The following is a 22,198-nucleotide window of genomic DNA, read 5'->3' as shown; positions in this document are numbered from 1 at the left end:
CGGTCATGCATCGGCCAGCATGGAGACATCGACCGGCTGGCGGGTCTCGATCGACAGGTGCGCGGCCTCCAGGACCGCCGTCACGTTGCGGCTGCTCTCGATCGTGATCAGCGGCTGGCGTCCGGTACGGCAGCAGTCGACCCAGTGCGCGATCGCGTCCGCGTACGCACCGGCCGGGACCCCGTGCATCACCCGCTGGAGCATGTTCCGCGGGTAGCTGTACCCGTCCGGCTTCGCGACGACGACGCTCTCCTTCTGCCGGTCCAGCTGCACGACGCCGTTGTCCGTGACCACGGAGACGTACGAATCCACAACCGTCGGGAACGTGTTCGGATAGATCCACGCCGACTCGAACGTCGCGACCGCACCGCGCGAGTACTCCGCCTGGATCTGGATGGCGTCCGGGGTGTCGATCCCGAGCGAGCGCAGCTTGCCCCAGCGCGCCGTCGCGTAGACCCGGCGTACCTGGTCGCGGAGCAGCCACGACACCAGGTCGATGTCGTGGCTCGACAGGAACCACGCACACGTGGTGCGGTCCGCCCACGACAGCATCTCGGTCGGTACGAAGATCGTGTCGTCCTTGCGGGCGTACGCGACCGCGCCGTCACCGAGGTCGCCGAGCAGCTCGTACGCCTGCGCGTACGCGGGCACCCAGCGGTGGTTGAACAGGCACATCGCGACCACGTCGTGCTCACGGATCGCCTTCACCGCGGCGTCGGCCTCCGCGACCGACGTGGTCATCGGCTTCTCCACCAGGATGTGCTTCCCGGCCTCCGCGGCCTGCACCATCATCTCGCCGTGGACGTCGTCCGGCGTGGTCAGGACGACCGCATCCACCGTGTCCGCGGCCAGCAACGCCTCGAGATCGGGATAGACGACCGGGCGGGCACCGCGGTCGGCGATCTCACCGGCCAGCTGCTCGGCCGATGCCGCCGACCGGCTGGTGACCGCGGTGATCTCGGCGCCGGCCCGGCCGGACAACGACAATGCGTTGCCACGCCCCATGATCCCCGCGCCGACGATCCCGATCCGCAGCGTGTCCGTCACGTTACTTGCCCTTCGCCAGTGTGTCGTTCCACGCCTTCTCGGCGTCGTCCAGTGCCTGCTTCGAGGTCTTCGTCCCTGACATGTACGCCCGGACCTGGGCGTCGAACAGCTGTCGCAGCTGCTCGTCGTTCCCGGACCCCATCGACGCGTCCACGCTCTGCTTGAACGTGTCGATCAGGATCTTGCGGGCCTGGTCGGCCGGCGTCGTCCCGCTGATGTCGGTGAAGAACGGGTCCTCGAGCGCCTTCACCGAGGACGGGTAGATCGGCACCAGTTTGCAGAGCGCGAGCTGCTGCTCCGGCGCCGCGACGTACTTCAGCCACGCGGCCGCCGCGGCCTGGTTGTCCGACTTCGCCGGGATCCCCATCACCTGCTGGCCGGGCATGTAGAACTTGCCGTCGGCACCGGTCACCGGCGGGCCGACCACGATCGACGAGTAGACCGCGGGCGCGTTCTTCTGCACGTTGAGCAGCGAGCTGGACACGGCCGCCGGGTTGAAGGCGATCAGCTTGTTCTCCAGCGACTGCGGCAGGTCCCGCGGGTTCTCGCCGAGGCTGCCCGGCGCGATCACACCGGAGGTGAACAGCGGCTTGAACTTCTCCAGCAGCGCCTGCGTCTGGGGTGTGTTGAAGGCGGCCTTCTTGCCGTCCTCGGAGAGCAGCTTGACGCCGTCGGCCTGCACCACGGTCGAGTACGCCATGAAGTTCGTGGCGGACTTGCCGGTCGCGTCGTGGTACTTCGACGCGAGCGCGAGGGCCTCGTCGTACGTCTTCGGCGGCTTGGCGGGATCGAAGCCGGCCTTCGCCAGCAGGTCCTTGTTGTAGAACGACAGCGACGTACCGCCGTTGTACCAGGGGATCGCGATCCGCTTGCCGTCGACCACCAACGGGTCGGTCAGGTTCGGCAGGTAGGCCGCCACGTCCTCCTTGCTGAACAGCGAGTCCGAGTCCAGGTCGGCCATCGACGAGGCGAACAGCCCGGTGGTCGAGGACGTGAAGTTGACGACGTCCGGCACCTTGCCGCTGGCCAGCGCCGCGAGCAGCTTGGTGGTGATGTCCTGCCCCGGTACGTCGACCCACTTGATGTGAACCTTCGGGTGGTCCTGCTGGTAGGCGTCGATCCATTTCTGGATGTCCGGCCCGTAGTTCTTCTGCAGGTTGATCGTCCACCACTCGACGTCACCGGAGTACGCGTCGCCGGACTGTTTCTGGTCGTCGCTGCCGCCGGCCGGGCTGCCGGACACGCAGCCTGCCAGCGCGAGCACGAGAGTGGCGACGAGTGCGAGTCGGAGTCGGGCCATCGGTGGCTCCTCAGAATGAAGTGTCCTAAACCGGACTTACAGACACCAGAGTGTTCGCCATGATCTGGCGTGAGTCAACGGAAGAAGCCAGAAATTTTCTGGAGTTGGCGCTTCCTGCGGTCCGGAGTTGTGCGCTACGGTTCCGGTCTGAAAGCCAGGTTTCAGACACAAGGAGCGTGCATGCCGGGTCTGAAGGGGCGCGTCGTCGGTCAGCACTGGTACACGCCGTACGTGTTCATGCTGCCCGGGCTGTTGTTCTATGCCGCGATGTTCGCCTGGCCGGCCGTGATCGCGATCCAGCTGGCGTTCTCGGACTACGACATCGTGCATCCGGTGCGCTTCTCCGGGCTGGACAACTTCATCCGGCTCGGGCACGACCCGCGGGTCTGGATCGCGCTGCGGAACTCCCTGCTGTTCGTTCTGATGTTCCTGCCGCTGACAGTGGTCGCCCCGCTGTTCCTGGCGATGCTGGTGAACCTGAAGCTGCGCGCGATCCAGGCGTTCCGGATGCTCTACTACCTTCCGGTCATCACGTCGATGGTCGCGGTGGCTGTCGCCTGGCGGTACGTCTTCAACCGCGAGGGCATCGTGAACTGGGTGCTCGGCCTGTTCGGCGCCGGCCCGACGGACTTCCTGCTCGACCGGCACTGGGCGCTGCCGACCGTCGTCCTGCTGGAGGCGTGGAAGAACGCCGGTCTGTTCATGATGATCTACCTGGCCGGCCTGCAGTCCGTACCGTCCGAGCAGGTCGAGGCGGCGACGATCGACGGCGCGAATGCGTGGCAGCGGCTGCTGCACGTCGTCGTACCGGCGCTGCGGCCGACCTTCGCGGTGACGCTCGTGCTCAGCATGCTCGAGGCGATGCGGGCGTTCGAGTCCGTCTACGTACTGACCCGCGGCGGCCCACTCGACTCCACACTCACCCTCGGCTACTACATCTGGTCGAAAGCCTTCCAGGACTACGACATGGGCTATGCGAGCGCCGTCGGTCTGTTGCTATGGGCAATCATGATCGTGCTGGCCGGGTTCAATCTGCTGGTCACCCGACGGAAGGACGTCTGATGAGCCGCCGGATTGCCTGGTACGTCCTGCTGGTCGCGGTGGCGGCGCTGTTCGTCGGCCCGTTCCTGATCCTGCTCAGCGCCGCGACGAAACCGGCCACCCAGGACGTGTTCGGGTTCCCGCCGGACCTGATCCCGCGGCCGCCGGTGGCCGACTGGTTCCGCGAGGCGTGGACCACGATCCCGTACGCACGGTTCCTGGTGAACTCGGTGATCTACGTCGGCATCACGGTCCCGGTGTATCTGGTCGTGTCCGCGCTGACGGCGTACCCGCTGGCGCGGATCGCGTTCCGCGGCCGCGGCCTGTTCTTCATGCTGTTCCTGTCGATCATGTTCCTGCCCGGCGAGCTGATGCTGATCCCGCGGTTCCTGGTGATGAGCCAGCTCGGGCTGACCGACACGTTCGCGTCGGTGATCCTGCCGGCGATCCTGTCCTCGCTCGGCATCTTCCTGCTCCGCCAGGCGTTCTCCCAGATCCCGGACGAGGTCATCGAGGCCGCCCGCGTCGACGGCGCGAACGAGTTCGCGATCTTCTGGCGGATCTGCGTACCGATCGTCGCACCCACGCTCGCCGTGCTCGCGATCCTCGGTTTCGTCTCGGTGTGGAACAGCTTCATCTGGCCGCTCGTCGTGCTCACCAGCCAGTCCAAGTTCCCGATCGCCCTCGGGATCGCCTACCTGAGCGGGGTCGCCGGTACCGACGTCCGCGGCCTCGCCGCCGGCACCGTGATCTCGCTCGTTCCGGTCATCGCCGTCTTCCTGCTGCTCCAGAAACGCATCCTCAACAGCATGGGCGGTGCCGTCAAAGGCTGACCGCCCAGCCCGTCCACCCCCTTGTGAGGCAAGAATGCGCCCCAGCCGTCGATCACTCCTGCTCGGAACAACCGCCGGCGGCGTCGCCGCCTGGGCCGGCCTCCCGGCCCTGACCGCGTCCGCCGATCCACTTGTCTACGACTCACCACAGGCCTTCGACGCCGCGCAAGCCGGCTACCTGGCCTCCGACCCACAGAACAACGAGGTCGGCCTCTACGCCTGGGGTGAGTCGTACTTCCTGCTCAGCCTGCTCCGGATGTACGAGGCGTACCAGGACGAGCGGTACCTGCGGACGTTCGAGGACCGGGCCCGGCACGTGATGGCGACCACCGATCACGCCCGGCACGTCAAGGACTACGCCGGACGGTCCGGCAAGGTCTGGCGTACTGCAGGCAACTACACGGCCGGTCACGGCGTGCTCCCGGACGGCACCGGCAAGGCGGCGGTCCAGGTGCGCTGGGCCGGATCCCGGTCGGGCGAGTCGACCGCCGAGGTCTCGAACGTTGCCGACGGCCTCTTCGACCTGGTCCTCCGCAACCCGGCAACGACCACGGTCGTGACGCTGCCGGGCGTGACGCTCGATCCGGCCTCACCGACGTACGTCGTCACCGCTGTCAACAATGCGTACAACGCGGGGCTGCGCTGGACCGCCGTCGATCTCCGCGAGGCTCCGGCCGCGGCGCCTGCACCGGCAGCGGCCACGATTACCTTCCAGCCGCAGTTCTACGTGTTCGCCGTACACACCGGGATGGTCGCGTTCCCGCTCGCCCGGTACGCGCGGATGGTGCTCAAGTCGCCGAAGCTGCGCCGTGGTCCGCGCGTGCGGTTCGCGCAGCAGCTCCTCGACGCGGCGACCGAGGCGGTCGCGTTCCACGACGCGGAGTGGGTGTCGCGACCGGACGGGACCGGCGACTACGTGTGGCCGAAGGGCGCGCCGATCCCGTTCGACGGCACGATCCAGCCGTACAACCAGAGTCAGGCGATCGGCCAGGTGCTGGTGGAGCTGTTCCGGGCGACCGGCAACCCGCACTACCGGTCCCGCGTGGTGCAGATGCTGAAGGCGTACCAGCCCGCGTTGCGGATCGTTGGCGACGCCTACGTGTGGACGTACTGGCCGCCGTACAGCGAGCTGTACGCCGGGTACCCGAAGACCGCGGGCATCTCGGAGTACACGCCGTCGTACCCGGCCTCGAAGCAGGTCGAGGACCTGAGCCACGCGGCGATCAGCACGGAGTTCGTGCACGCCGCGTACGACGCAGGGATCGACGGGGGGCCGGTCACCGACGTGCAGGCGTTCGCCAGAACGTTCACGCACAAGCTGATCAGGTCCGCGACCGAGGTCTGGCTCCGCGTCGACGGGACCGGCGTGGCGGTACCGGCCAACGCGGTGCAATGCGCGCGCTGGGGCGAGTTCGCCGAGCAGGATGTGCTGATCTACCAGCAGTCGTTGCGGGTCTACGACGCCGCGCAGCTCGTTCCTGTGCAAGGCTCGCATGCGCTGGGCATCGCGTACCTGAACTGGGCGAAGAACTCTGGCTGGAGGAACAAGTGAAACTGCTCCGGATCCATACCTCCGACGGCTTGCGGGACGCCGTCCTGAACGACGACGGAAGGGTGCAGCCGCTGGCGGGCCCGGCCGAGCCGTTCGGGGCGGGCCGCGAGCGAACGCCGGACGGTGCGGCGCTGGACCTCGACGCCGTCCGGATCGCGCCGCCGCTCGACCCCGGCAAGATCGTCTGCGTCGGCCTCAACTACGCCGACCATGCGGCCGAGGGCGGACAGCAGGCGCCGGCCGAGCCGATCCTGTTCATGAAGGCGCCGGACACCGTGGTCGGCGCGTACGACGACGTGGTGATTCCGCGCGGCGGCGAGAAGACCGACTGGGAGGTCGAGCTCGGCGTCGTCATCGGGCGTACGGCGGCGTACCTGGACGACGAGGCCGCCGCCCTCGACCACGTCGCCGGGTACGTGCTCGTCAACGACGTGTCCGAGCGGCACTTCCAGCTCGAGCTCGGCGGGCAATGGGACAAGGGCAAGAACGCGGCGACGTTCTGCCCGCTCGGTCCGTGGGTGCTGACCGCGGACGAGGTCCCGGACCCGCAGGCGATCAAGCTCGGGCTGGACGTGAACGGCGACGTGCTGCAGGACAGCTCGACGGCCGAGATGATCTTCGGCGTCGGGCACCTGGTGCACTACATCTCGCAGTTCATGACGCTGTACCCGGGCGACGTGATCAGCACCGGCACGCCGGCCGGCGTCGGCGCGGGCCAGAAGCCGCCCAGGTATCTCCGCCCCGGCGACGTCCTGCGCGTCTGGGCCGACGGCCTCGGCGAGCAGCGCAACAAGGTGGTCGCGGCGGGTTGATGGATCGCCACGCAGGCAGAAGTCCGGTTTTCAGCCCGAAAAGGCGCAGAATCGGGGGTTCTGCCTGCGTGGCCGTCCAAGGTCAGCCCTGCAGCGCAGCAGCGATGCTGTCCGCGATCGCGGTCGTCGGGCGGCCGATGAGACGGGCGAGGTCGGAACCGCGGCCCGCGAGGCGGCCGCGGCTGATCGCGTCGTCGACGCCGACGAACATCTGGGCCACCGGCTCCGGGAGGCCGGCGCCGATCAGCACCTGCGCGTGGTCGGCGGGGGAGACGTTGTTGTAGGCAACGGGCTTCCCGGACTGCTTCGCGAGCTCGGCGGCGTACTCGGTCAGCGTCCAGGCCGTGTCGCCGTTCAGCTCGTACGCCTTCTTCTCATGCCCTTCACCGGTCAGTACGACGGCTGCCGCCGCGGCGTAGTCGCGGCGCGCGGCCGACCCGATCCGCCCGTCGCCCGCGCTCCCGACGACCCCGTGCTGCAACTGCACGGGGATCTGGTCGGTGTAGACCTCGTTGTACCAGCCGTTGCGGAGGAACGTGTACGTCAGGCCCGAATCGAGGATCGCCTGCTCGGTGGCGCGATGGTCGGCGGCCAGGTCGAAGTCGGCCTCCGGCCCGCCGAGCGCACCCGTGTACACGATCCGCGCGACGCCGGCCTCGCGAGCGGCCGTGATGACCGCCTTGTGCTGGTCGAGGCGGTTCGCGTCCAGACCCGAGATCAGCAGCACCGTGTCGTCGGCGCCGAACGCCTTCGCGAGCGCGTCGGTGTCGTTGTAGTCGGCGATCCGTACCTCGACGCCGCGCTCCGCAAGCGGGGCGGCCTTCTGGGCGTTCCGCGCGACCGCGACGACCTGGTCGGCGGGGACCCGCTGCAGCAGCTCGTCGACGACGAGAGTGCCCAGGTGGCCGGTTGCGGCGGTGACGACGATGCTCATCCTTGCTCCTTGATCGTTGGCTTCTGTCTTCGACCTTAGAGGGCGTGGATGAGCGGATCTATGTCCATGAAGCGCAGATCTATATCCGATCGTCTTGACCGCTGCGCGTATCATGACGGTATGGATGTTCTTGCCGATGTCGTCGCCGCGCTGCGGAACGGCCCGGCGGCCTCCGGGCGCAACGTCGTCCGCGGTCCGTGGGGGCTGCACTTCGGGCACTCGTTCGGCGCCACGTTCCACCTCGTACTGCAAGGCACGGCGTGGTTGTTGCCGCCCGCGGGGGACCCGATCCCGCTCGGGCCGGGCGATGCGGTGCTGCTGCCTCGCGGCGTCGAGCATGCGCTCGCCGACCAGCCGGACTCACCGCTCGTCGAGTTCGACCCGGCCGTCGAGGAGCCGCAGCAGGGCCAGGGCGCCCGTACGTTGCTGTTGTGTGGGACGTACCTCCTCGATCGCGAGCGCCCGCATCCGGTCCTGACCGGGTTGCCCGACGTGGTCGTCGTACCGGCGAACCCCGGCCGGCACCGTTCGTTGCACACGGCAATCAGCATGCTGGGTGAGGAACTCGAGGCGCAGCGGCCCGGCGCCGCGGCGGTCGTGCCGGCGCTGGTGGACGCGTTGCTGGTACTGATCCTGCGGGCCTGGTTCGAGGACAACGACTGCCCGACCGAGCGCGGCTGGGCGCGGGCGCTGACCGATCCGGCCGTCGTGCAGTCGCTGGAGCTGATCCACGAGCGGCCCGGTGCAGCGTGGACCGTTGCGGAGCTGGCGTCGGACGTCGGGTTGTCGCGGGCCGCGTTCGCGCGGCGGTTCACCGAGGCGGTCGGGGAGCCCCCGTTGACGTACCTGTCCCGCTGGCGGATGACGACCGCGGCGCGGCTGCTGCGGGACCACGATCGCCCGCTCGCCACGGTCGCGAAACAGATCGGCTACACCTCGGAGTTCGCGTTCGCGAAGGCGTTCAAGCGCGACTTCGGCGTCCCGCCCGGGACGTACCGCAAACAGCTCATTCCGGCCTGAGGGTCGCGACCAGCTCACCGCGGCTGCGGACGCCGACCTTGGCGAACGCGGCCTTCAGATGGTCCTGGATCGTGTGCGGCGAGATCGAAAGCCGGTCGGCGATCTCGCCGGTGGTGTGCCCGGCGATGATCTCCAGGCAGATCTCCCGTTCCCGCGTGGTCAGCCCGTACGCCGCGAGCAGCATCCCGAGCAGGTGCTGACCGGACGCTGGCTCGATCGTCACCACGACCTCCTCGGTATCGCCCAGCAAACGGCTGCCCTGCATCAGGATCCAGCCGCTCGCCGCGGTCTGTACCCGCGCCTCGAACGTGCCAGACCTCGCGGCCCGCGTCCCGGTTACGACGGCCTTGACCAGTACGCCGAACCGCTGCCCGAGCTCGTCCTGCCAGGTCTGCGCCGCCGCGGTGATCGCCCGCGGCTGACCACTGGCGCCGGTGACGACGATCGACGGGCCGACCCGTCCGCGGTAGCCGTGGGCGTCCGTCCTGACGGCGACCCGCGTCGCCGCGCCGATCACCGGCGCCACCGACCCGAGAAACTCCAGCTCCCGATCGGTGTAGTCGTGCCCGCTGCGGACGAACCCGGCCGCACCCCAGCAGTCCCCGTCGACGACGAACGTGGTCCGCACCTCGTGCTCGATGCCGAGCGGCCGCCACACCTCGTTGAGCCGCCGGTGCCCGACCACCTCGCGGTACGGCAGGTCCGACAGCCGCGCGACCTGGTGCGACGTCCGGGCCAGGTCGGCGAACGAGTTCGGCACGCTGCCGGCGTACTCGGTCTCGGCCAGCCGCGGCTCGTACTCGACGGGAATGCGGGCCGCTCCGCTGGTCATCGAGCTGATCACCAGCGTGCCCGGGTCGATGCCGGCCCAGCAGGTCAGCTCACTGCCGACGACCTGCTCGACCACCTCGATCGCGGCGGCGTGCAGTTCCGCGACGCCCACCCCTGACGTCGCCAGTGCCGCGATGTCCCGGCGCGCGGCCCGCGCCCGGCCCTCCCACATGCGCTCAGTATGCGCCGCCGTACCGGCGCCGCCTATCCCGCAAATGTGGGGATTAAGGTGCCCTCGGAAGCCCATCGGCACGGGATATCCGGACACCCGGCAGGTTCCTAACGTCGCTGCCATGAGCGAATCAGTGCATCTGTGCACCGCGGGCAGCGGCGTCGAGTACGCCGTCCCGGATGCGACCGTGACCGTCAAGATCGGCACCGAGCACACCGGCGGGCAGTACGAGGTGTTCGAGGTCGACGCCCCGCGCGCCGATGCGGCGCCGCCGCACACCGAGTCCTGGAGCAAGGCGTTCTACGTCCTGCAGGGCCGGATCCTTGTCCAGGCAGGGGATCGGGGCTACGACCTCGGGCCCGGCTCCTCGATCAGCATCCCGGCGGGGACGATGAACACGTTCTCGGTCCTGACGCCGGCGGCCAAGTTCCTGACCATCAGCCAGACCGGCCGGATGAGTGCGCTCTTCGCGGACCTGTCATGAGTACGGCGGCGCAGGTGCTGGCGATCGTCATCGCGGTGATGCTCACCTCGGTGTTCGTGATGGAGTCGCTGCTCTACCGGCATCCCAAGCTGTACCCGATGTTCCTGACCAAGCCGGCCGACTTCGACGCCGTACGGCTGTGGACCGTGAACATGGGCTGGTACAACCTGACCACCGCGGCCGCACTGGTCGCCGGCGTCGTCCTGGTGAACGCCGATCAGGTCGCCGCAGGCCATGCACTGGTGACGTTCACGGCAGCCCAGCACACCTTCATGGCGATCGTGCTGGTCGTTTCGGAGCGACGGCTCTGGTTGAACGCGCTACTCGAAGGCATTCCCGCCCTGGTTTTGCTCATCCTCGTTCTGTAGGAAACTTACCAATTCTGCGCCATCATGGGCACGAAGCACCGCACACACTCAAGGTTCCCGAATGGTCACCCGCAGTTCGACCGATCCGGGGGCCCACCGCCCTGAGTCATTGTGAAGGTGAGATCCATGAGCCCAATCAGTCGCAGGACCCTCGTTCTCGGCGGACTCGCCGTGGCTGGGGCCGGCGCCCTTCCGGCCGGTCAAGCAGCAACAGCCCAGTCCTCGGTGATCACCGCCACCGCCGCCGTCCCGTACCCGTTCCAGCTCGGCATCGCCTCCGGAGAACCGGATGCGAACAGCGTCGTGCTCTGGACCCGCCTGGCCCCGTCGCCGACCAACGCCGACGGCCAGGGTGGGATGGCGAACGCCGATGTCGCCGTCGACTGGCAGGTGTCGACGACCGACACGTTCGCCACCCTGGTCGCCTCCGGGACCGTCACCGCGAAGTACGCCGCCGCGCACTCCGTTCACGCGATCGCCGGTGGCCTCAACCCGGACTCCGACTACTTCTACCGGTTCCGCGCGCAGGGCCACATCTCGCCGGTCGGCCGGACCCGTACGACGCCCGCGATCGGCGCCGCCGGCCGCGAGTTGCTGATGGCGTTCACCTCCTGCTCGCACTACGAGGAGGGGTACTTCACCGTCTACCGCCGGATGGCCGAGGAGAACCCGGGCGTCATCCTGCACCTCGGCGACTACATCTACGAGTACGGCGCCACGGCCAACCGTACCCGGCTGCACCTCGGCAGCGAGATCGTGTCGATCGCGGACTACCGCCGCCGGTACGCCCAGTACAAGACCGACCCGGACCTGCAGGCAGCGCATGCAGCCGCGCCGTGGATCGTCGTACCGGACGACCACGAGGTGGAGAACAACTACGCGGGTACGGTGCGGGAGAACAACACGCCCGCGCTGACCACGGCGCAGTGGACCGCGCGGCGGTCGGCTGCGTACCAGGCGTACTACGAGAACATGCCGCTGCGGCCCGCACAGGTGAACAGCGGCAACGGCATCCAGTTGTACCGGCGGCTGCGCTGGGGGAGCCTGGCAACGTTCCACATGCTCGACACCCGGCAGTACCGCAACGACCAGGCTTGTGGTGACGGCTGGAAGCAGTGCTCGGACGCGGACCTGGCGTCGCGCAGTCTGCCCGGGAACGCCCAGGAGAGCTGGCTGCTCGACGGTCTGGGCCAGCACCTCGGTACCTGGGACATCATCGGCCAGCAGGTGTTCTTCGCGCGCCGCTTCAACTCCACGGGCGCGAGCATGGACTCGTGGGACGGGTACCGCGCGTCGCGGGCACGCATCCAGCAGGGCTGGGTGGACCGGTCCGTACGGAACCCCGTCGTACTGACCGGTGACGTGCACCGGGCGTGGGCGACCGAGATCAAGGCCGACTACAACAACGCGAACTCGGCAACGATCGGTACCGAGCTGGTGACCAGCTCGGTGACGTCCAGTGGTGACGGTGACGGGTCCACGACGGTCCCCGATGTCGGCACCAACCCGTGGCTCAAGTTCTACAACAACCGCCGCGGCTACGTGCGCGCGACGGTCAGCCCGACCGAGCTGCGGGCCGATTTCCGTAACGTGGCCAAGGTTTCCGAGCACGGCGCCGCGGCTGCGACGGTGAAGTCGTTCGTCGTCCAAGATGGCCACCCCGGCCTGCAGGCGGTGTGACATGAAGAAGCTTGTTGCTCTCACAGCTCTTGCCGCGACTGCACTAACGTTCACGGCAGGCACGGCCTCGGCGCACATCGCCGCCCCGACCTGGGCGACCGCCAACAGCGTCGCGACCGGCGACCAGGACAACGCCTCGATCGCGACCAACCGGAACGGGTACGTCGCTGTGGTCTGGGAGGACGACCGCGACACCGACAACGCGACCGACAACGTACACAGCGAGATCTACCTGCGGCTGTTCCACAACGGCACCGCGGCGTACGAGAAGAAGCTGTCCGCCGCAGGCAGCAGCGGTGTGACCAACTGGCGCCACCTGCACCCGGACGTCGGCCTGGACGACAAGGGCAACGCAGTCGTCGTCTGGCAGGACGACCCGGACGGCAACGGGTACTACAACATCCCGTACCGCGTGGTGAACACGGCCGGCACCGTCACGGCATCCGGTAACGCCAACACCAGTGCCACTGGGCAACAGATCAACCCACGTGTCGCTGTAGACCCGGACGGTGCGCCTGCTGGTGCCGCGGTGGCATTCACTGTGGCCTGGGAGGACATCCAGACCGGTACGCCGGCCACGGTGAAGGCTGCCGGCTTCACAGGTCCCAGTACGCGCGCTTGGGAGGTCACCGCTTCGCAGACGACCGGCCAGCACCACAACCCGGACGTGGCGGTGTCGGCATCAGGCGACGCAGTAGTCGTGTGGGACGAGGACGGTGACGCGAACGCCGACTACAACGTCGGCCTGATCCGCCTCGCTCGTACGAACGGTGCGGCCAGCCTGTCCCGCCGGGTCGCCAACGCGACGACCGCCGGCCAGCAGACGCATGCAGCGGTGGCAGCCAACTTCACCGGCGACTTCGCCGTGGCTTGGCAGTCGGATGCGGGTGTGTCGACGCGCTCGTTCACATCGACCGGTACGGCACGTTACGCCGATACGACTGTCACCGCCGGCGGCACTGCGCCGTCGATCGGCGTCGACGACCAGGCGCAGACAGTTGTCGGCTGGACCGTTCAAGGCACCGACCCGGACGTGTGGGTCCGTGGCTTCGGCATCGACGGCACCGACACCGGCCGCCTCTCGTCGCAGAAGCTGAGCTCGGTGACCACAGGCCGGCAGGAGCAGCTGACAGTCGCGGTGTCGCCGTACGCCGAGGTCGCTGTCGCGTACACGGACGACAACGACGGCAACACCTACGACCAGGTGATCCTCGGCACCGGAATCTCCAACAACAGTTTCTGAGGTCGCACTATCCGTGGGTGAGGAGGCTCTCGGCCGTATCGGCGATCGAATCGCCGATCGGCCGGGGCTTCCAGCCGAGCAGCCGTTCCGCCTTCGCGGCGGTCGCGTCGAAGTCGTGGCCGAGCTGCGGGCGCAGCGCGCGCAACTGCGGGTTGAACCGGCTGAGCATCCGCGCGACGGGCAAGGGCAGCTCGCGCGTCGGTGCCTTGGCCGCGCGCTCCCCGAGCCGCTCGCGGAGAATGCGGGACAGCTCGACGACGCGCAGGCTGGGTCCGGCCGACGCAAGCCAGCGTTCGCCGGCGGCGGCCGGGTCGGTCATCGCCAGCAGGTGCAGGTCGGCGACGTCGCGGACGTCGACCCAGCTGCTGCCGAACGGCGGGCAGACGGGCATCGACCCGCCGAGCAAGGAGCGGATCGTCCGCAGCGACGGCGGATCATCCGGGCCGAGAACAGGTCCGAGCACCGCGACCGGGTGAACGGCGGCGAGCTCCAGCCCGTCACCCTCGTCCCGCACGAACTGCCAGGCGGCGCGTTCGGCCAGCGTCTTCGACCTCTGGTACGGCGCGATGTCCGCGTCGACGTTCGTCCAGTCCTCCTCGGTGAACGGGACCGACCGCTTCGGGTGGCCGTACCCGATCGCACCGAACGCACTGGTCAGCACCACCCGGCGTACCGGTGCGTCCCGAGCTGCCCGCAGTACGCGGAGCACACCGTCGCGGGCGGCAGCGATCATCGACTCCTCGCTCTCCGGGGTGTTGCGCAGCGTCGGCGAGGCGACGTGCAGCACGTACTCACATCCGGCGACCGCGTCGGCCCAGCCGTCGTCGTTCTGCAGATCGGCACGCACGACCGTCAGCCGCGCGTCGTCGAAGTCGGCTGCCGCGTGCAGCTGTGCGCGCAACGCCGGCTCCTTGCTCAGGGCACGGACCGTCGTACGGACGTCGTACCCGGCCTGCAGCAGTGCCAGCACGCACCAGCCTCCGATGAAGCCGGATCCTCCGGTGACCAGTACGCGGCTCCCGCCTGCGCCGTCCCCGGTCGTACCGGGCTTGATGTCCCTCATGATGCTCCTCTAGGCTATCTGGAGAGGTCTCCACCTACGATAGTGGAGAGCTCTCCACTTAGCAAGGTGAGGTTTTCTGTGGTTCGTTCGGACGCCCGGGAGAACCGGCAACGCATCCTCGACGCCGCCCGCGCGGCCTTCGTCGAGGACGGCGCCACCTCGATGAACCAGATCGCGCAGCGCGCGGGGGTCGGGGCCGGAACCCTGTACCGCAACTTCCCGACCCGGGAGGTGCTGGTCCTCGCGATCTACCAGGACGAGGTGCAGCGGATCGTCGGATCCGTGCCCCGCTTGCTCGCCGACCGGCCACCGCTGGACGCGCTGCGGGAGTGGACCACCGATCTCGTCGAGGCGATGCGCCGCAAGCACGGTCTCGGCGACGCCCTCAGCCCCGGCGCGCACCAGTCGATCACCGAGCAGACCTACGGCCCGGTCGTCGCGGCGATCACCGAACTGCTCGACGCCGGGAAAAAGGACGGCACCATCCGCGCCGACGCGGACCCCGGCGACTTCCTCCAACTCACCGCCGCCCTCTGGCGAGCCGCCGAAGACCGGTCCCCCCGGATGCTCGCCCTCATCCTCGACGGCCTCCGCCCCCAACCCTGATCAATACCCCCGCTGGCGCCTGGGTTCTCCGGAAACAAAGTTGCGTCCAGTGGCAGAAATGTTCCGAAAAGACGCCGCCGCATCGGGCGAGTTGGGGATTGGTTGAACCGGTTGGGGGGATTGGCCGTGTTGCGGGCGAGAGGAGATCTGATGAAATCCACAATCTTGTTGCTAGGTGCAACGGTCGCCGCGCTGGGGACGCTTGCCGCGTGTGGTGGGAGTAACAACACTTCGCAGCCTGGGGCCGGTGCGGCTCCGGCCGGTGCGGTATCGGTGCAGGACGTGAGCGGTGTCGGCAAGGCGCTGGTCGACAAGGACGGCAAGACCCTGTACTTCGCCGATCAGGAGGCCGGTGGCATGCTCAAGTGCACGGCCAGTTGCCTGAGCTTCTGGATGCCCGCGACCGGAACCGCTGACGATGCGAAGACGGTGACCGGGCTCGCGACGATGAAGCGCTCCGACACCGGCGTCGAGCAATTGACCTTCCAGGGCAAGCCGCTCTACACGTTCAAGCTCGACACCAGCTCCGGCGAGGCGAAGGGCAACAACTTCTCCGACGCCTTCTCCGGCACCAATTTCACCTGGCACGCCGCCACCACGACGGCGTCGGCCCCGTCGGCACCGTCATCGCCGCAGACCAGCAGCAATGGCGGCGGGTACGGCAACGGCTACTGACCTGCCGTGACACCTGCCGAGACCTGACCGCCGATCAGCCGGAGGTCGCTGCCTTCGGTCAGCCGGAAACCGAGGCCGCGCGCTGCGTCGACATGCACCGGTACGCGGGCCTGTCGCAGCTTCGCGCGGAGCCGTTTGATCACCGACTGCACGGCCGCCGGGCCGGTGAAGTACGAGCCGTCCCACGCGCGGTCGTGCAGTTGCTGATAGGTCCAGATCCGGCCCGGCCGCTCGGCCAGGCACGCCAGCACCTTCAGCTCGTACGGCGTCAACGGAAGTAGTCGTCCACGCCAGGTGGCCTCGTGCTGGTCGAGGCGCAGATCACCGACCCTGATGACGTCGGTGTCACCGAGCGGACGCCGGCCGGGCGGAGCGTGCAACTGGCTCAGGAACGCGGCGGCGACAGCGGGATCCGAGGCGATGACCAGTACGCCGTTGCCGTCGAACTGCGCGGCGAGCCGGCTGCGTTCTTCCGGAGTACCGGCGACGCAGACGACCACCGGCGGAGTGGCGGGGGAGTCCATCTAGACCTGCTTCAGAGGAGTTGAGGCCGTCCATAACGTGTCGAAGAGGAACTCGAGGGCTGCCGCGAGTTCATGGTTGCGGACGATGATCGCGACCACGCCGGTGACGCCCGGCGCGACCAGCGGCATCACCACCGTGTGCGCGTCGAAGAGGGCGAACTTCATCGGCAGCGCGCCCGGGTACACGCGGGCCTGTTCGCCTTCGGACGTCCAGCCGGCAAGGTTCCTGGCGACGACGGGATCGGCGAGGATCGCGTCGTCGTAGATCGCCCGGGCGCGGACTCCGCGGCGTAGTGCGGCGACCTCGGCGTCGTTCGGGCCGCCGACCTGCAGCGGACCGCGGACGACGATGTCGATCGACGTCCGCGCCTCCGACTGCAGCCGGTCGAACCGCTCGCCGACCAGGCTCGGCGTCCGGAGGATCTCGACCAGCTCCCCGTCCGCCCGTGCGTTCTGCTCGAACTGGGCGGTCAGGCCGGGCAGCATCAGGTCGACCTGCTGCTTGCGGTTCTCGAGCTCGAGCCGCTCGCGTTCCAGCAGGGCGCCAAGAGCTCGCCCGGGCGGCGCCGCGTGGTAGCGGCTGCTGTAGCCGGCGCCGGCGTCGATCAGGCCTTTGTCGACCAGCGAACGCAGGATCAGATAGACGCTGCTGCGCGACGTGCCGGTCCGGTCGGCGATCGTGGCTGCCGGCAGTGCCGCCTCGTCGAGCAGGCAGAGGTACACCTTCGCCTCGGTCTTCGACAGGCCCAGGTCCTCGAGCATCGTCTCGGTGTCGGTCCCCATGGAGCTCAGTCAACAAGTCCTCCAGCGGCTGGACGACATCTGCCCACAAAGTGCCGACACTTTGCCCCGTTTTCTGACGATCGTGCGCCATAAAGTCACCGGCTGTGATGCCCGAACCAGGTGGGGAGCGCAGCAGATGAGAATCCGCCCGTACGTCGTGGCAGTCGTCACCCTGGTCGTGGGGTTGACGGCGACGCTGATCAGCAGCCCCGCGACCGCCGTACCAACCGAAGTCCCCGCCGTGAAACCGGCTGCGGACTCGAAGATCAAGCCGGACCTCCGGGCGCAGCTGACGCAGCGGTCGGTGGCGCCGGTGGCTTTCTGGGTACGCTTCGGCGCGCGGCCCGACCTGTCCAAGGCGGCCGCGATCGACGACTGGTCGGCGCGCGGCACCGCCGTCGCCGACGTACTCCAGGCCGCGGCCGATGCCGCACAACGCGACACCCGGGCCGAGCTCGACGCCGCAGGCGTTCCCTACAAGGCGTTCTGGGCGACCAACGCGATCCGCGTCGAGAAGGGTGATCTGGCGCTGGCGCAGCAGCTCGCAACCTCGGCGGCCGTCGAGGGGCTGTACGCGACAACGTCGTACGACCCGCCCAAACTCGAGCCCAAGGCAGCCGCGGCGCGCGCTGCGGCCGCGGTCGAGTGGGGAATCGCGAACATCAAGGCCGACGAGGTCTGGAGCCAGTACGGCGATCGCGGCGCCGGCATCACGGTCGCGAGCATCGACACCGGCGTCCAGTACGACCATCCGGCGCTGGTCGGGCAGTACCGCGGCAGCAAGCCCGACGGGACGTTCGACCACAACTACAACTGGTTCGACGCGGCCGGGACCTGCGGACCGGTGCCGTGTGATCAGAACGGGCACGGGACGCACACGATGGGCACGATGATCGGTGCCGACGGCATCGGCGTCGCGCCGGGCGCGAACTGGATCGCGGCCAACGGCTGCTGCCCGAGCGACGAGTCCCTGATCGCGTCCGGGCAATGGATGCTGCAGCCCCGCGACCTGGCCGGGCAGAACCCGGACGCCGGTCGCCGTCCGCAGGTCGTCAACAACTCCTGGGGCAGCGAGTCGCCGTCGAACGATCCGTTCATGGAAGACATCACCCAGGCCTGGGCCGCGTCCGGGATCTTCGCCGTCTGGTCGAATGGCAACCTCGGCTCGGGCTGCCGCACGAGCGGCTCTCCCGGCAGCCTGTCGTCGAACTACTCGACCGGTGCGTACGACGAGAACAACACGATCGCGGACTTCTCGAGTCGTGGCAGCGGCCAGGACGGCGAGACCAAGCCCAACCTGTCCGCGCCGGGTGTCGACGTCCGTTCGTCCGTCCCGGGCAACAGCTACGGCTACGCCAGCGGTACGTCGATGGCCGCGCCGCACGTGGCGGGAACGGTGGCGCTCCTGTGGTCCGCTGCCCCCGGCCTGGTCGGCGACGTCGCCGCGACTCGCAAGCTGCTCGACGGCAGCAGCGTCGACACACCGGACGACGCCTGCGGTGGGACGGATGCCGACAACAACGTGTACGGCGAAGGCCGCTTGAACGCCTTGGCGCTCGTGGATTCCGCGCCGGTCGGCGAGACGGGAACGTTGGCGGTCAGCGTCGTCGACTCCAGTACGGGCAAGCCGGTGCCGACTGCGGCGTTGAAGATCACCGGCCCGGTGAGCCGTGAGCGCACCGCAGGAGACGACGGCGAGTACGCAGTCCCGCTGCCGGTCGGTACGTACACCGTCGACGCGTCCTGGTTCGGCTACTACGCGCAGTCCGCCCAGGCCACCGTGACAGCCGGAAAGACGAGCGCGATCGTACTGCGCCTGAAGCCGATGCCCCGCGTCACGGTGTCGGGGACGGTGCGGGACGGGTCCGGAAAGGGCTGGCCGCTGTACGCGAAGATCACCGTCGAGGACGTACCGGGCGGGATGTTCTACACCGATCCGGAGACCGGCAAGTACAGCTTCCAGTTGCCGTCGAACGCGACGTACTCCACCAAGATCGAAGCCGTTTATCCGGGCTACACGGCCGGCACCGCCACGGTCTCCGTGCACGGACGGAACGTCCGACAGGACCTGTCATTGAGGGTCGATCCAACGACTTGTGTTGCCCCTGGCTACGACTTTGCCGGCGTGCGGGTCGACTTCGACAGCGGGGCGCCGGCCGGCTGGACCGCCGGCGGCTGGCGGTTCGACGATCCGTACCGGGCGAAGAACCAGACCGGTGGCACCGGCGGGTTCGCCGTCGGCCAGGCCCCGGGCGGTGGGGTCGAGCTCGACGCGGCGATGGTGTCGCCGCCGCTCGACCTGCGGGCCCGAACGGCTCCGGTGATCACCTTCCGGCAGGAATTCATCACGATCAAGGAGATCGCGGACGTCGACCTCAGCCTGGACGGCGGTACGACGTGGGAGACCGTTCTGCACCAGACCGATGACGTGCGGCGGAAGCAGACCGTCGTACCGATCCCGCAGGCTGCCGGGCGGAACAACGTCCGGGTGCGCTTCAACTATCAGGATGCGACGTTCAACTCCTGGTACTGGCAGGTGGACGACGTGTTCATCGGCGACCAGACCTGTGGTCCGGTCGCGGGCGGGCTGGTACTGGGCAACGTGAGCGACCGCAACACCGGCTCGATGCTCAACGGCGCGGTCGTGCAGAGTTCGGGTACGACGGTCCGGTCCGCGGCTACGCAGGCGGACCCGGGTGTGGCGGACGGCTTCTACTGGAAGTTCGCGCCGGCCGGGCGGCAGTCCTTCGCTGCCGGCTTTGTGGACTACCAGGACGCAACGGCACGGCTGCAGGTCCGGAACGGGCAGGTGCATCACGTCGACTTCCGGCTGGCGGCCGGGCGATTGTCGGTGCATCCGGATGCAGTGTCGGCGGATGTCCGGAAGGGCGGTACGACGACGGCCCGCTTTACCGTACGCAACACCGGAACGGCGCCGGTACAGGTCAGCGTCGGTGAACGCCGGGTCGAGACGTCCGCCTCAGCCGCGACTGCTGCTCCTTCGTCGATGGTTGTCGGGAGCAACGAAGTGGTGCGGGTCCCGGGTACGTACTCGCCGCTCGGGTTCACCGGAGCGTCCGGATCCGGGGGACTCGGGCACGGCTCGGCGTCGCCGGCTGCGAGTCCGTGGGTCGGAGCTACGGAGTACCCGAACCGCATCATGGACAACGCGGTCGGGGAGCTCGGTGGGCTCGTGTACTCCGTCGGCGGTGTCGACGGGGACGTGATCACCGCCAAGGGCTACCGGTACGACCCGGGCGCGAAGGCCTGGTCGGCGATCGCGGACCTGCCCGAGGGCCGGCAGAACGCGGCCGCTGCCTTTATCGGCGACACCTTGTACGTGAGCGGCGGCTGGGATCCGACCGTGCACGCAACCGCGAGCACGTTCGGCTACGACCGGAGTACGAACACCTGGACCCGGCTGGCCGACGGCCCGACCGCGCAGGCCGCTTCCGGGCGAGCGGTTCTGGACGGCAAGCTGTACCTGGTCGGTGGCTGCACGAACGCGTGCGACTCGACCGACGTACGGCGCTACGACCCGGTGAGCAATACGTGGTCGGTGCTGGCGAACTACCCGGAGCCGGGCGGTCACCGCGCCTGCGGAGCGCTCGACGGGAAGCTGTACTGCGCCGGCGGTGTGAAGCGCGCCGGCGTCACGTCGCAGAGCACCTTTGTCTACGATCCGGTTGTCAACACGTGGACCAAGAAGGCGAACCTCCCGATCGAGCTGTGGGGCATGGCCTACACCGCCTCGTACGGCAGGCTGCTGGTCTCGGGCGGGATCACCGAGGGCGCCATCACCAACGAGGGCTTCTCGTACGATCCGGTGGCCGATCGTTGGTCGGCGATCGCGCCCTCCCACGACCTGCTCTACCGCGGCGGGAGCGCGTGTGGCCTGACGCGGGTCGGCGGCTCGATCAAGTCCGGCTTCTTCCCGGTCGACAACGTGGAGACGCTGCCGACGAACGGTGCCTGCACGCCGACCGACGTGCCGTGGCTGACGCTCGCCGGCCCGACCGTGCAACCGGGGGCTGTGATGTCCGCGCCGGTGATGCTCGCGCCGGGGAAGAGCCTGACCGTCAGCGTCCGGCTGACCGCGAAGGATCTCGGCCGCGGCGTCTACACCGCGGGCGTTTGGCTCGGCGAGAACACGCCGTACCTCGCCGAACCGGTCGGCGTCACCCTCCGGGTGCGCTGAGGACAGCCCAGGGCGGGCGGCGCGCCCGCCCTGGGTCAGGCGGCGTGTTCTGCGCGGCGGGTCGAGACGTTGTCGCCGTGCCCGAACGGCTTGCCCTCGAGGTTGAAGCTCCAGGAGATCGTCGGCGTGATCCGCAGGTAGCTGCCGGCGCCGAAGCGGCCGGTGCGCTCGACGAGCTCGGCGGTGCCGTAGATGCGCAGGTAGCGCGGGATCCACGGATCCGTCGACGGCAGGTCGTCGAGGAGTACGGCGACCTTGGCGTTGCCGGCCCGGACGTTGCGGAACTTCCGGGTCTTCACCGGGTCGATGCCGCCGATGTAGAGGTGCGTGCCGTCGTACTCGAAGCCGACCGGCGCCGCGTCGGGCTGCCCGTCGGCACCGACGGTCGCGATCCGCGCGATCCGCTGGGTCCGCAGGTACTCGAGTTCGTCGTCGTTGAATGACATCGATCCTCCTTGATGGTTAATGCCACGTACTGTACGCGTGCTAAACCATACACGCCATGTACCGTAGTCGTGTGACCGAGACGTGGGCCGAGCAGCTGGACACCGGCACGGGCCTGATCCAGCTGATGACTGTCGTCCAGGGGATCTACGCGACCGTCTCGGAGCGCCACGAGTTGACGCCGGTGCAGGCCAAGCTGCTCTGCGTACTGATCGGCGGACCGCGTGGGATGGCGGAGCTGGCGCAGATGTTCGGTGTGGAGAAGGCCGCGCTGACCGGGCTGATGGACCGCATCGAGAAGCGTGGGCTCGCCGTACGCTCCGCCGTGCCGGGGGATCGGCGGGCGGTGCAGGTGACGCTGACCGACGAGGGCCGGCAGGCGGCGATCGCGTTCCACTCCGAGATGGGCGAGGCGCTCGGCCGGCTGACGGACCCGATTCCGTCCGGCGATCGCGAGCAGTTCCGGTCAACGGTTCAGGGCATCATCATGAGGTGCCGCACGTCACCGTCCAGCGAATGATCAGCGGCACCGCGCGGACAGCGTTTCCCCTACGATCGTGGGCGTGTCCACCCGCTTGAGCTGCTGAG

The 22,198-nt window shown here is 68.6% G+C and carries 21 protein-coding genes; 13 read left to right on the top strand and 8 right to left on the bottom strand.

Annotated elements, in window-relative coordinates:
* Positions 1 to 3: 3 nt before the first annotated feature.
* Both ACGFI6_RS02105 and ACGFI6_RS02100 read right to left on the bottom strand, forming a co-directional pair.
* Positions 4 to 1,047 (bottom strand): Gfo/Idh/MocA family protein, encoded by a 1,044-nt coding sequence (locus tag ACGFI6_RS02105; RefSeq protein ID WP_393114598.1) that lies wholly within the window; start codon positions 1,045 to 1,047, stop codon positions 4 to 6.
* A 1-nt stretch (position 1,048) separates the two neighbouring features.
* Positions 1,049 to 2,347, bottom strand: a complete 1,299-nt coding sequence (locus tag ACGFI6_RS02100) for an ABC transporter substrate-binding protein (RefSeq protein ID WP_393114596.1) — start codon at positions 2,345 to 2,347, stop codon at positions 1,049 to 1,051.
* 180 nt (positions 2,348 to 2,527) lie between these two features.
* On the opposite strand from ACGFI6_RS02100, the gene ACGFI6_RS02095 reads away from it, so the two are divergent.
* The 4 genes from ACGFI6_RS02095 to ACGFI6_RS02080 are packed head-to-tail and all read left to right on the top strand — an operon-like array spanning position 2,528 to position 6,585.
* The gene (locus ACGFI6_RS02095; protein WP_393114594.1) at positions 2,528 to 3,409 is read left to right on the top strand and encodes a carbohydrate ABC transporter permease; all 882 of its coding nucleotides are present in this window, start codon (positions 2,528 to 2,530) and stop codon (positions 3,407 to 3,409) included.
* Complete coding sequence (locus tag ACGFI6_RS02090; protein WP_393114592.1) at positions 3,409 to 4,221, top strand: carbohydrate ABC transporter permease; 813 nt, start codon at positions 3,409 to 3,411, stop codon at positions 4,219 to 4,221. Before ACGFI6_RS02095 ends, ACGFI6_RS02090 begins: the two co-directional genes overlap by 1 nt.
* A 34-nt stretch (positions 4,222 to 4,255) precedes the next feature.
* Positions 4,256 to 5,773, top strand: a complete 1,518-nt coding sequence (locus tag ACGFI6_RS02085) for a hypothetical protein (protein WP_393114589.1) — start codon at positions 4,256 to 4,258, stop codon at positions 5,771 to 5,773.
* Positions 5,770 to 6,585, top strand: a complete 816-nt coding sequence (locus ACGFI6_RS02080) for a fumarylacetoacetate hydrolase family protein (RefSeq protein ID WP_393114587.1) — start codon at positions 5,770 to 5,772, stop codon at positions 6,583 to 6,585. Before ACGFI6_RS02085 ends, ACGFI6_RS02080 begins: the two co-directional genes overlap by 4 nt.
* Positions 6,586 to 6,667: 82 nt before the next feature.
* On the opposite strand, the gene ACGFI6_RS02075 is transcribed toward ACGFI6_RS02080, so the two are convergent.
* The gene (locus tag ACGFI6_RS02075; protein ID WP_393114585.1) at positions 6,668 to 7,519 is read right to left on the bottom strand and encodes an SDR family oxidoreductase; all 852 of its coding nucleotides are present in this window, start codon (positions 7,517 to 7,519) and stop codon (positions 6,668 to 6,670) included.
* A gap of 120 nt (positions 7,520 to 7,639) precedes the next feature.
* On the opposite strand from ACGFI6_RS02075, the gene ACGFI6_RS02070 reads away from it, so the two are divergent.
* A complete protein-coding gene (locus ACGFI6_RS02070; RefSeq protein ID WP_393114583.1) occupies positions 7,640 to 8,539 on the top strand; it encodes an AraC family transcriptional regulator in 900 nt (299 codons plus the stop codon).
* On the opposite strand, the gene ACGFI6_RS02065 is transcribed toward ACGFI6_RS02070, so the two are convergent.
* Complete coding sequence (locus ACGFI6_RS02065; protein ID WP_393114582.1) at positions 8,526 to 9,542, bottom strand: helix-turn-helix transcriptional regulator; 1,017 nt, start codon at positions 9,540 to 9,542, stop codon at positions 8,526 to 8,528. The genes ACGFI6_RS02070 and ACGFI6_RS02065 overlap by 14 nt on opposite strands.
* Positions 9,543 to 9,663: 121 nt before the next feature.
* Here ACGFI6_RS02065 and ACGFI6_RS02060 point away from each other — a divergent pair, with 121 nt between their 5' ends.
* The 4 genes from ACGFI6_RS02060 to ACGFI6_RS02045 all read left to right on the top strand — a co-directional run bounded on the left by ACGFI6_RS02060 (position 9,664) and on the right by ACGFI6_RS02045 (position 13,317).
* The gene (locus tag ACGFI6_RS02060) at positions 9,664 to 10,026 is read left to right on the top strand and encodes a cupin domain-containing protein (RefSeq protein ID WP_393114580.1); all 363 of its coding nucleotides are present in this window, start codon (positions 9,664 to 9,666) and stop codon (positions 10,024 to 10,026) included.
* Positions 10,023 to 10,394 carry a DUF1304 family protein gene (locus ACGFI6_RS02055; protein ID WP_393114578.1) on the top strand — a complete coding sequence of 124 codons (372 nt, stop codon included), beginning with the start codon at positions 10,023 to 10,025 and terminating at the stop codon, positions 10,392 to 10,394. The genes ACGFI6_RS02060 and ACGFI6_RS02055 overlap by 4 nt, the downstream gene beginning before the upstream one ends.
* Before the next feature lie 126 nt (positions 10,395 to 10,520).
* Positions 10,521 to 12,074, top strand: coding sequence for an alkaline phosphatase D family protein (locus ACGFI6_RS02050; protein WP_393114577.1), 1,554 nt, complete (start codon positions 10,521 to 10,523; stop codon positions 12,072 to 12,074).
* Between the two features lies 1 nt (position 12,075).
* Positions 12,076 to 13,317, top strand: a complete 1,242-nt coding sequence (locus ACGFI6_RS02045) for a hypothetical protein (RefSeq protein ID WP_393114575.1) — start codon at positions 12,076 to 12,078, stop codon at positions 13,315 to 13,317.
* Positions 13,318 to 13,324: 7 nt separating this feature from the next.
* Here the strand turns inward: ACGFI6_RS02045 and ACGFI6_RS02040 are convergent, their stop codons facing one another.
* Positions 13,325 to 14,380, bottom strand: coding sequence for an SDR family oxidoreductase (locus ACGFI6_RS02040; protein ID WP_393114572.1), 1,056 nt, complete (start codon positions 14,378 to 14,380; stop codon positions 13,325 to 13,327).
* Between the two features lie 78 nt (positions 14,381 to 14,458).
* Here ACGFI6_RS02040 and ACGFI6_RS02035 point away from each other — a divergent pair, with 78 nt between their 5' ends.
* Together ACGFI6_RS02035 and ACGFI6_RS02030 are read left to right on the top strand one after the other, a co-directional pair.
* A complete protein-coding gene (locus ACGFI6_RS02035; protein ID WP_393114570.1) occupies positions 14,459 to 14,986 on the top strand; it encodes a TetR/AcrR family transcriptional regulator in 528 nt (175 codons plus the stop codon).
* Positions 14,987 to 15,136: 150 nt separating this feature from the next.
* Positions 15,137 to 15,661 carry a hypothetical protein gene (locus ACGFI6_RS02030; RefSeq protein WP_393114569.1) on the top strand — a complete coding sequence of 175 codons (525 nt, stop codon included), beginning with the start codon at positions 15,137 to 15,139 and terminating at the stop codon, positions 15,659 to 15,661.
* Here the strand turns inward: ACGFI6_RS02030 and ACGFI6_RS02025 are convergent.
* Positions 15,655 to 16,185, bottom strand: coding sequence for a winged helix-turn-helix domain-containing protein (locus tag ACGFI6_RS02025; protein ID WP_393114567.1), 531 nt, complete (start codon positions 16,183 to 16,185; stop codon positions 15,655 to 15,657). The two genes, ACGFI6_RS02030 and ACGFI6_RS02025, sit on opposite strands and share 7 nt — an antisense overlap.
* On the bottom strand, positions 16,186 to 16,968 hold the full coding sequence (locus ACGFI6_RS02020) for a TrmB family transcriptional regulator (protein ID WP_393114565.1): 783 nt from the start codon (positions 16,966 to 16,968) through the stop codon (positions 16,186 to 16,188).
* A gap of 136 nt (positions 16,969 to 17,104) precedes the next feature.
* Between ACGFI6_RS02020 and ACGFI6_RS02015 the strand changes: the two genes are divergently transcribed.
* A complete protein-coding gene (locus ACGFI6_RS02015) occupies positions 17,105 to 21,166 on the top strand; it encodes a S8 family serine peptidase (protein WP_393114563.1) in 4,062 nt (1,353 codons plus the stop codon).
* Positions 21,167 to 21,201: 35 nt separating this feature from the next.
* Here ACGFI6_RS02015 and ACGFI6_RS02010 read toward each other — a convergent pair whose 3' ends face one another.
* Positions 21,202 to 21,612, bottom strand: coding sequence for a PPOX class F420-dependent oxidoreductase (locus ACGFI6_RS02010; protein ID WP_393114561.1), 411 nt, complete (start codon positions 21,610 to 21,612; stop codon positions 21,202 to 21,204).
* Positions 21,613 to 21,683: 71 nt separating this feature from the next.
* Between ACGFI6_RS02010 and ACGFI6_RS02005 the strand changes: the two genes are divergently transcribed.
* Positions 21,684 to 22,130: a MarR family winged helix-turn-helix transcriptional regulator gene (locus tag ACGFI6_RS02005; protein ID WP_393114560.1), complete on the top strand. Its 447-nt coding sequence runs from the start codon at positions 21,684 to 21,686 to the stop codon at positions 22,128 to 22,130.
* Positions 22,131 to 22,198 lie beyond the last annotated feature (68 nt).

The sequence above is a fragment of the Kribbella sp. NPDC048928 genome (genome assembly GCF_043197975.1).
GTDB lineage: Bacteria > Actinomycetota > Actinomycetes > Propionibacteriales > Kribbellaceae > Kribbella.
Note: the sequence above shows the minus strand (reverse complement) of the source record. Positions and strands in the feature narration are given on the sequence as shown.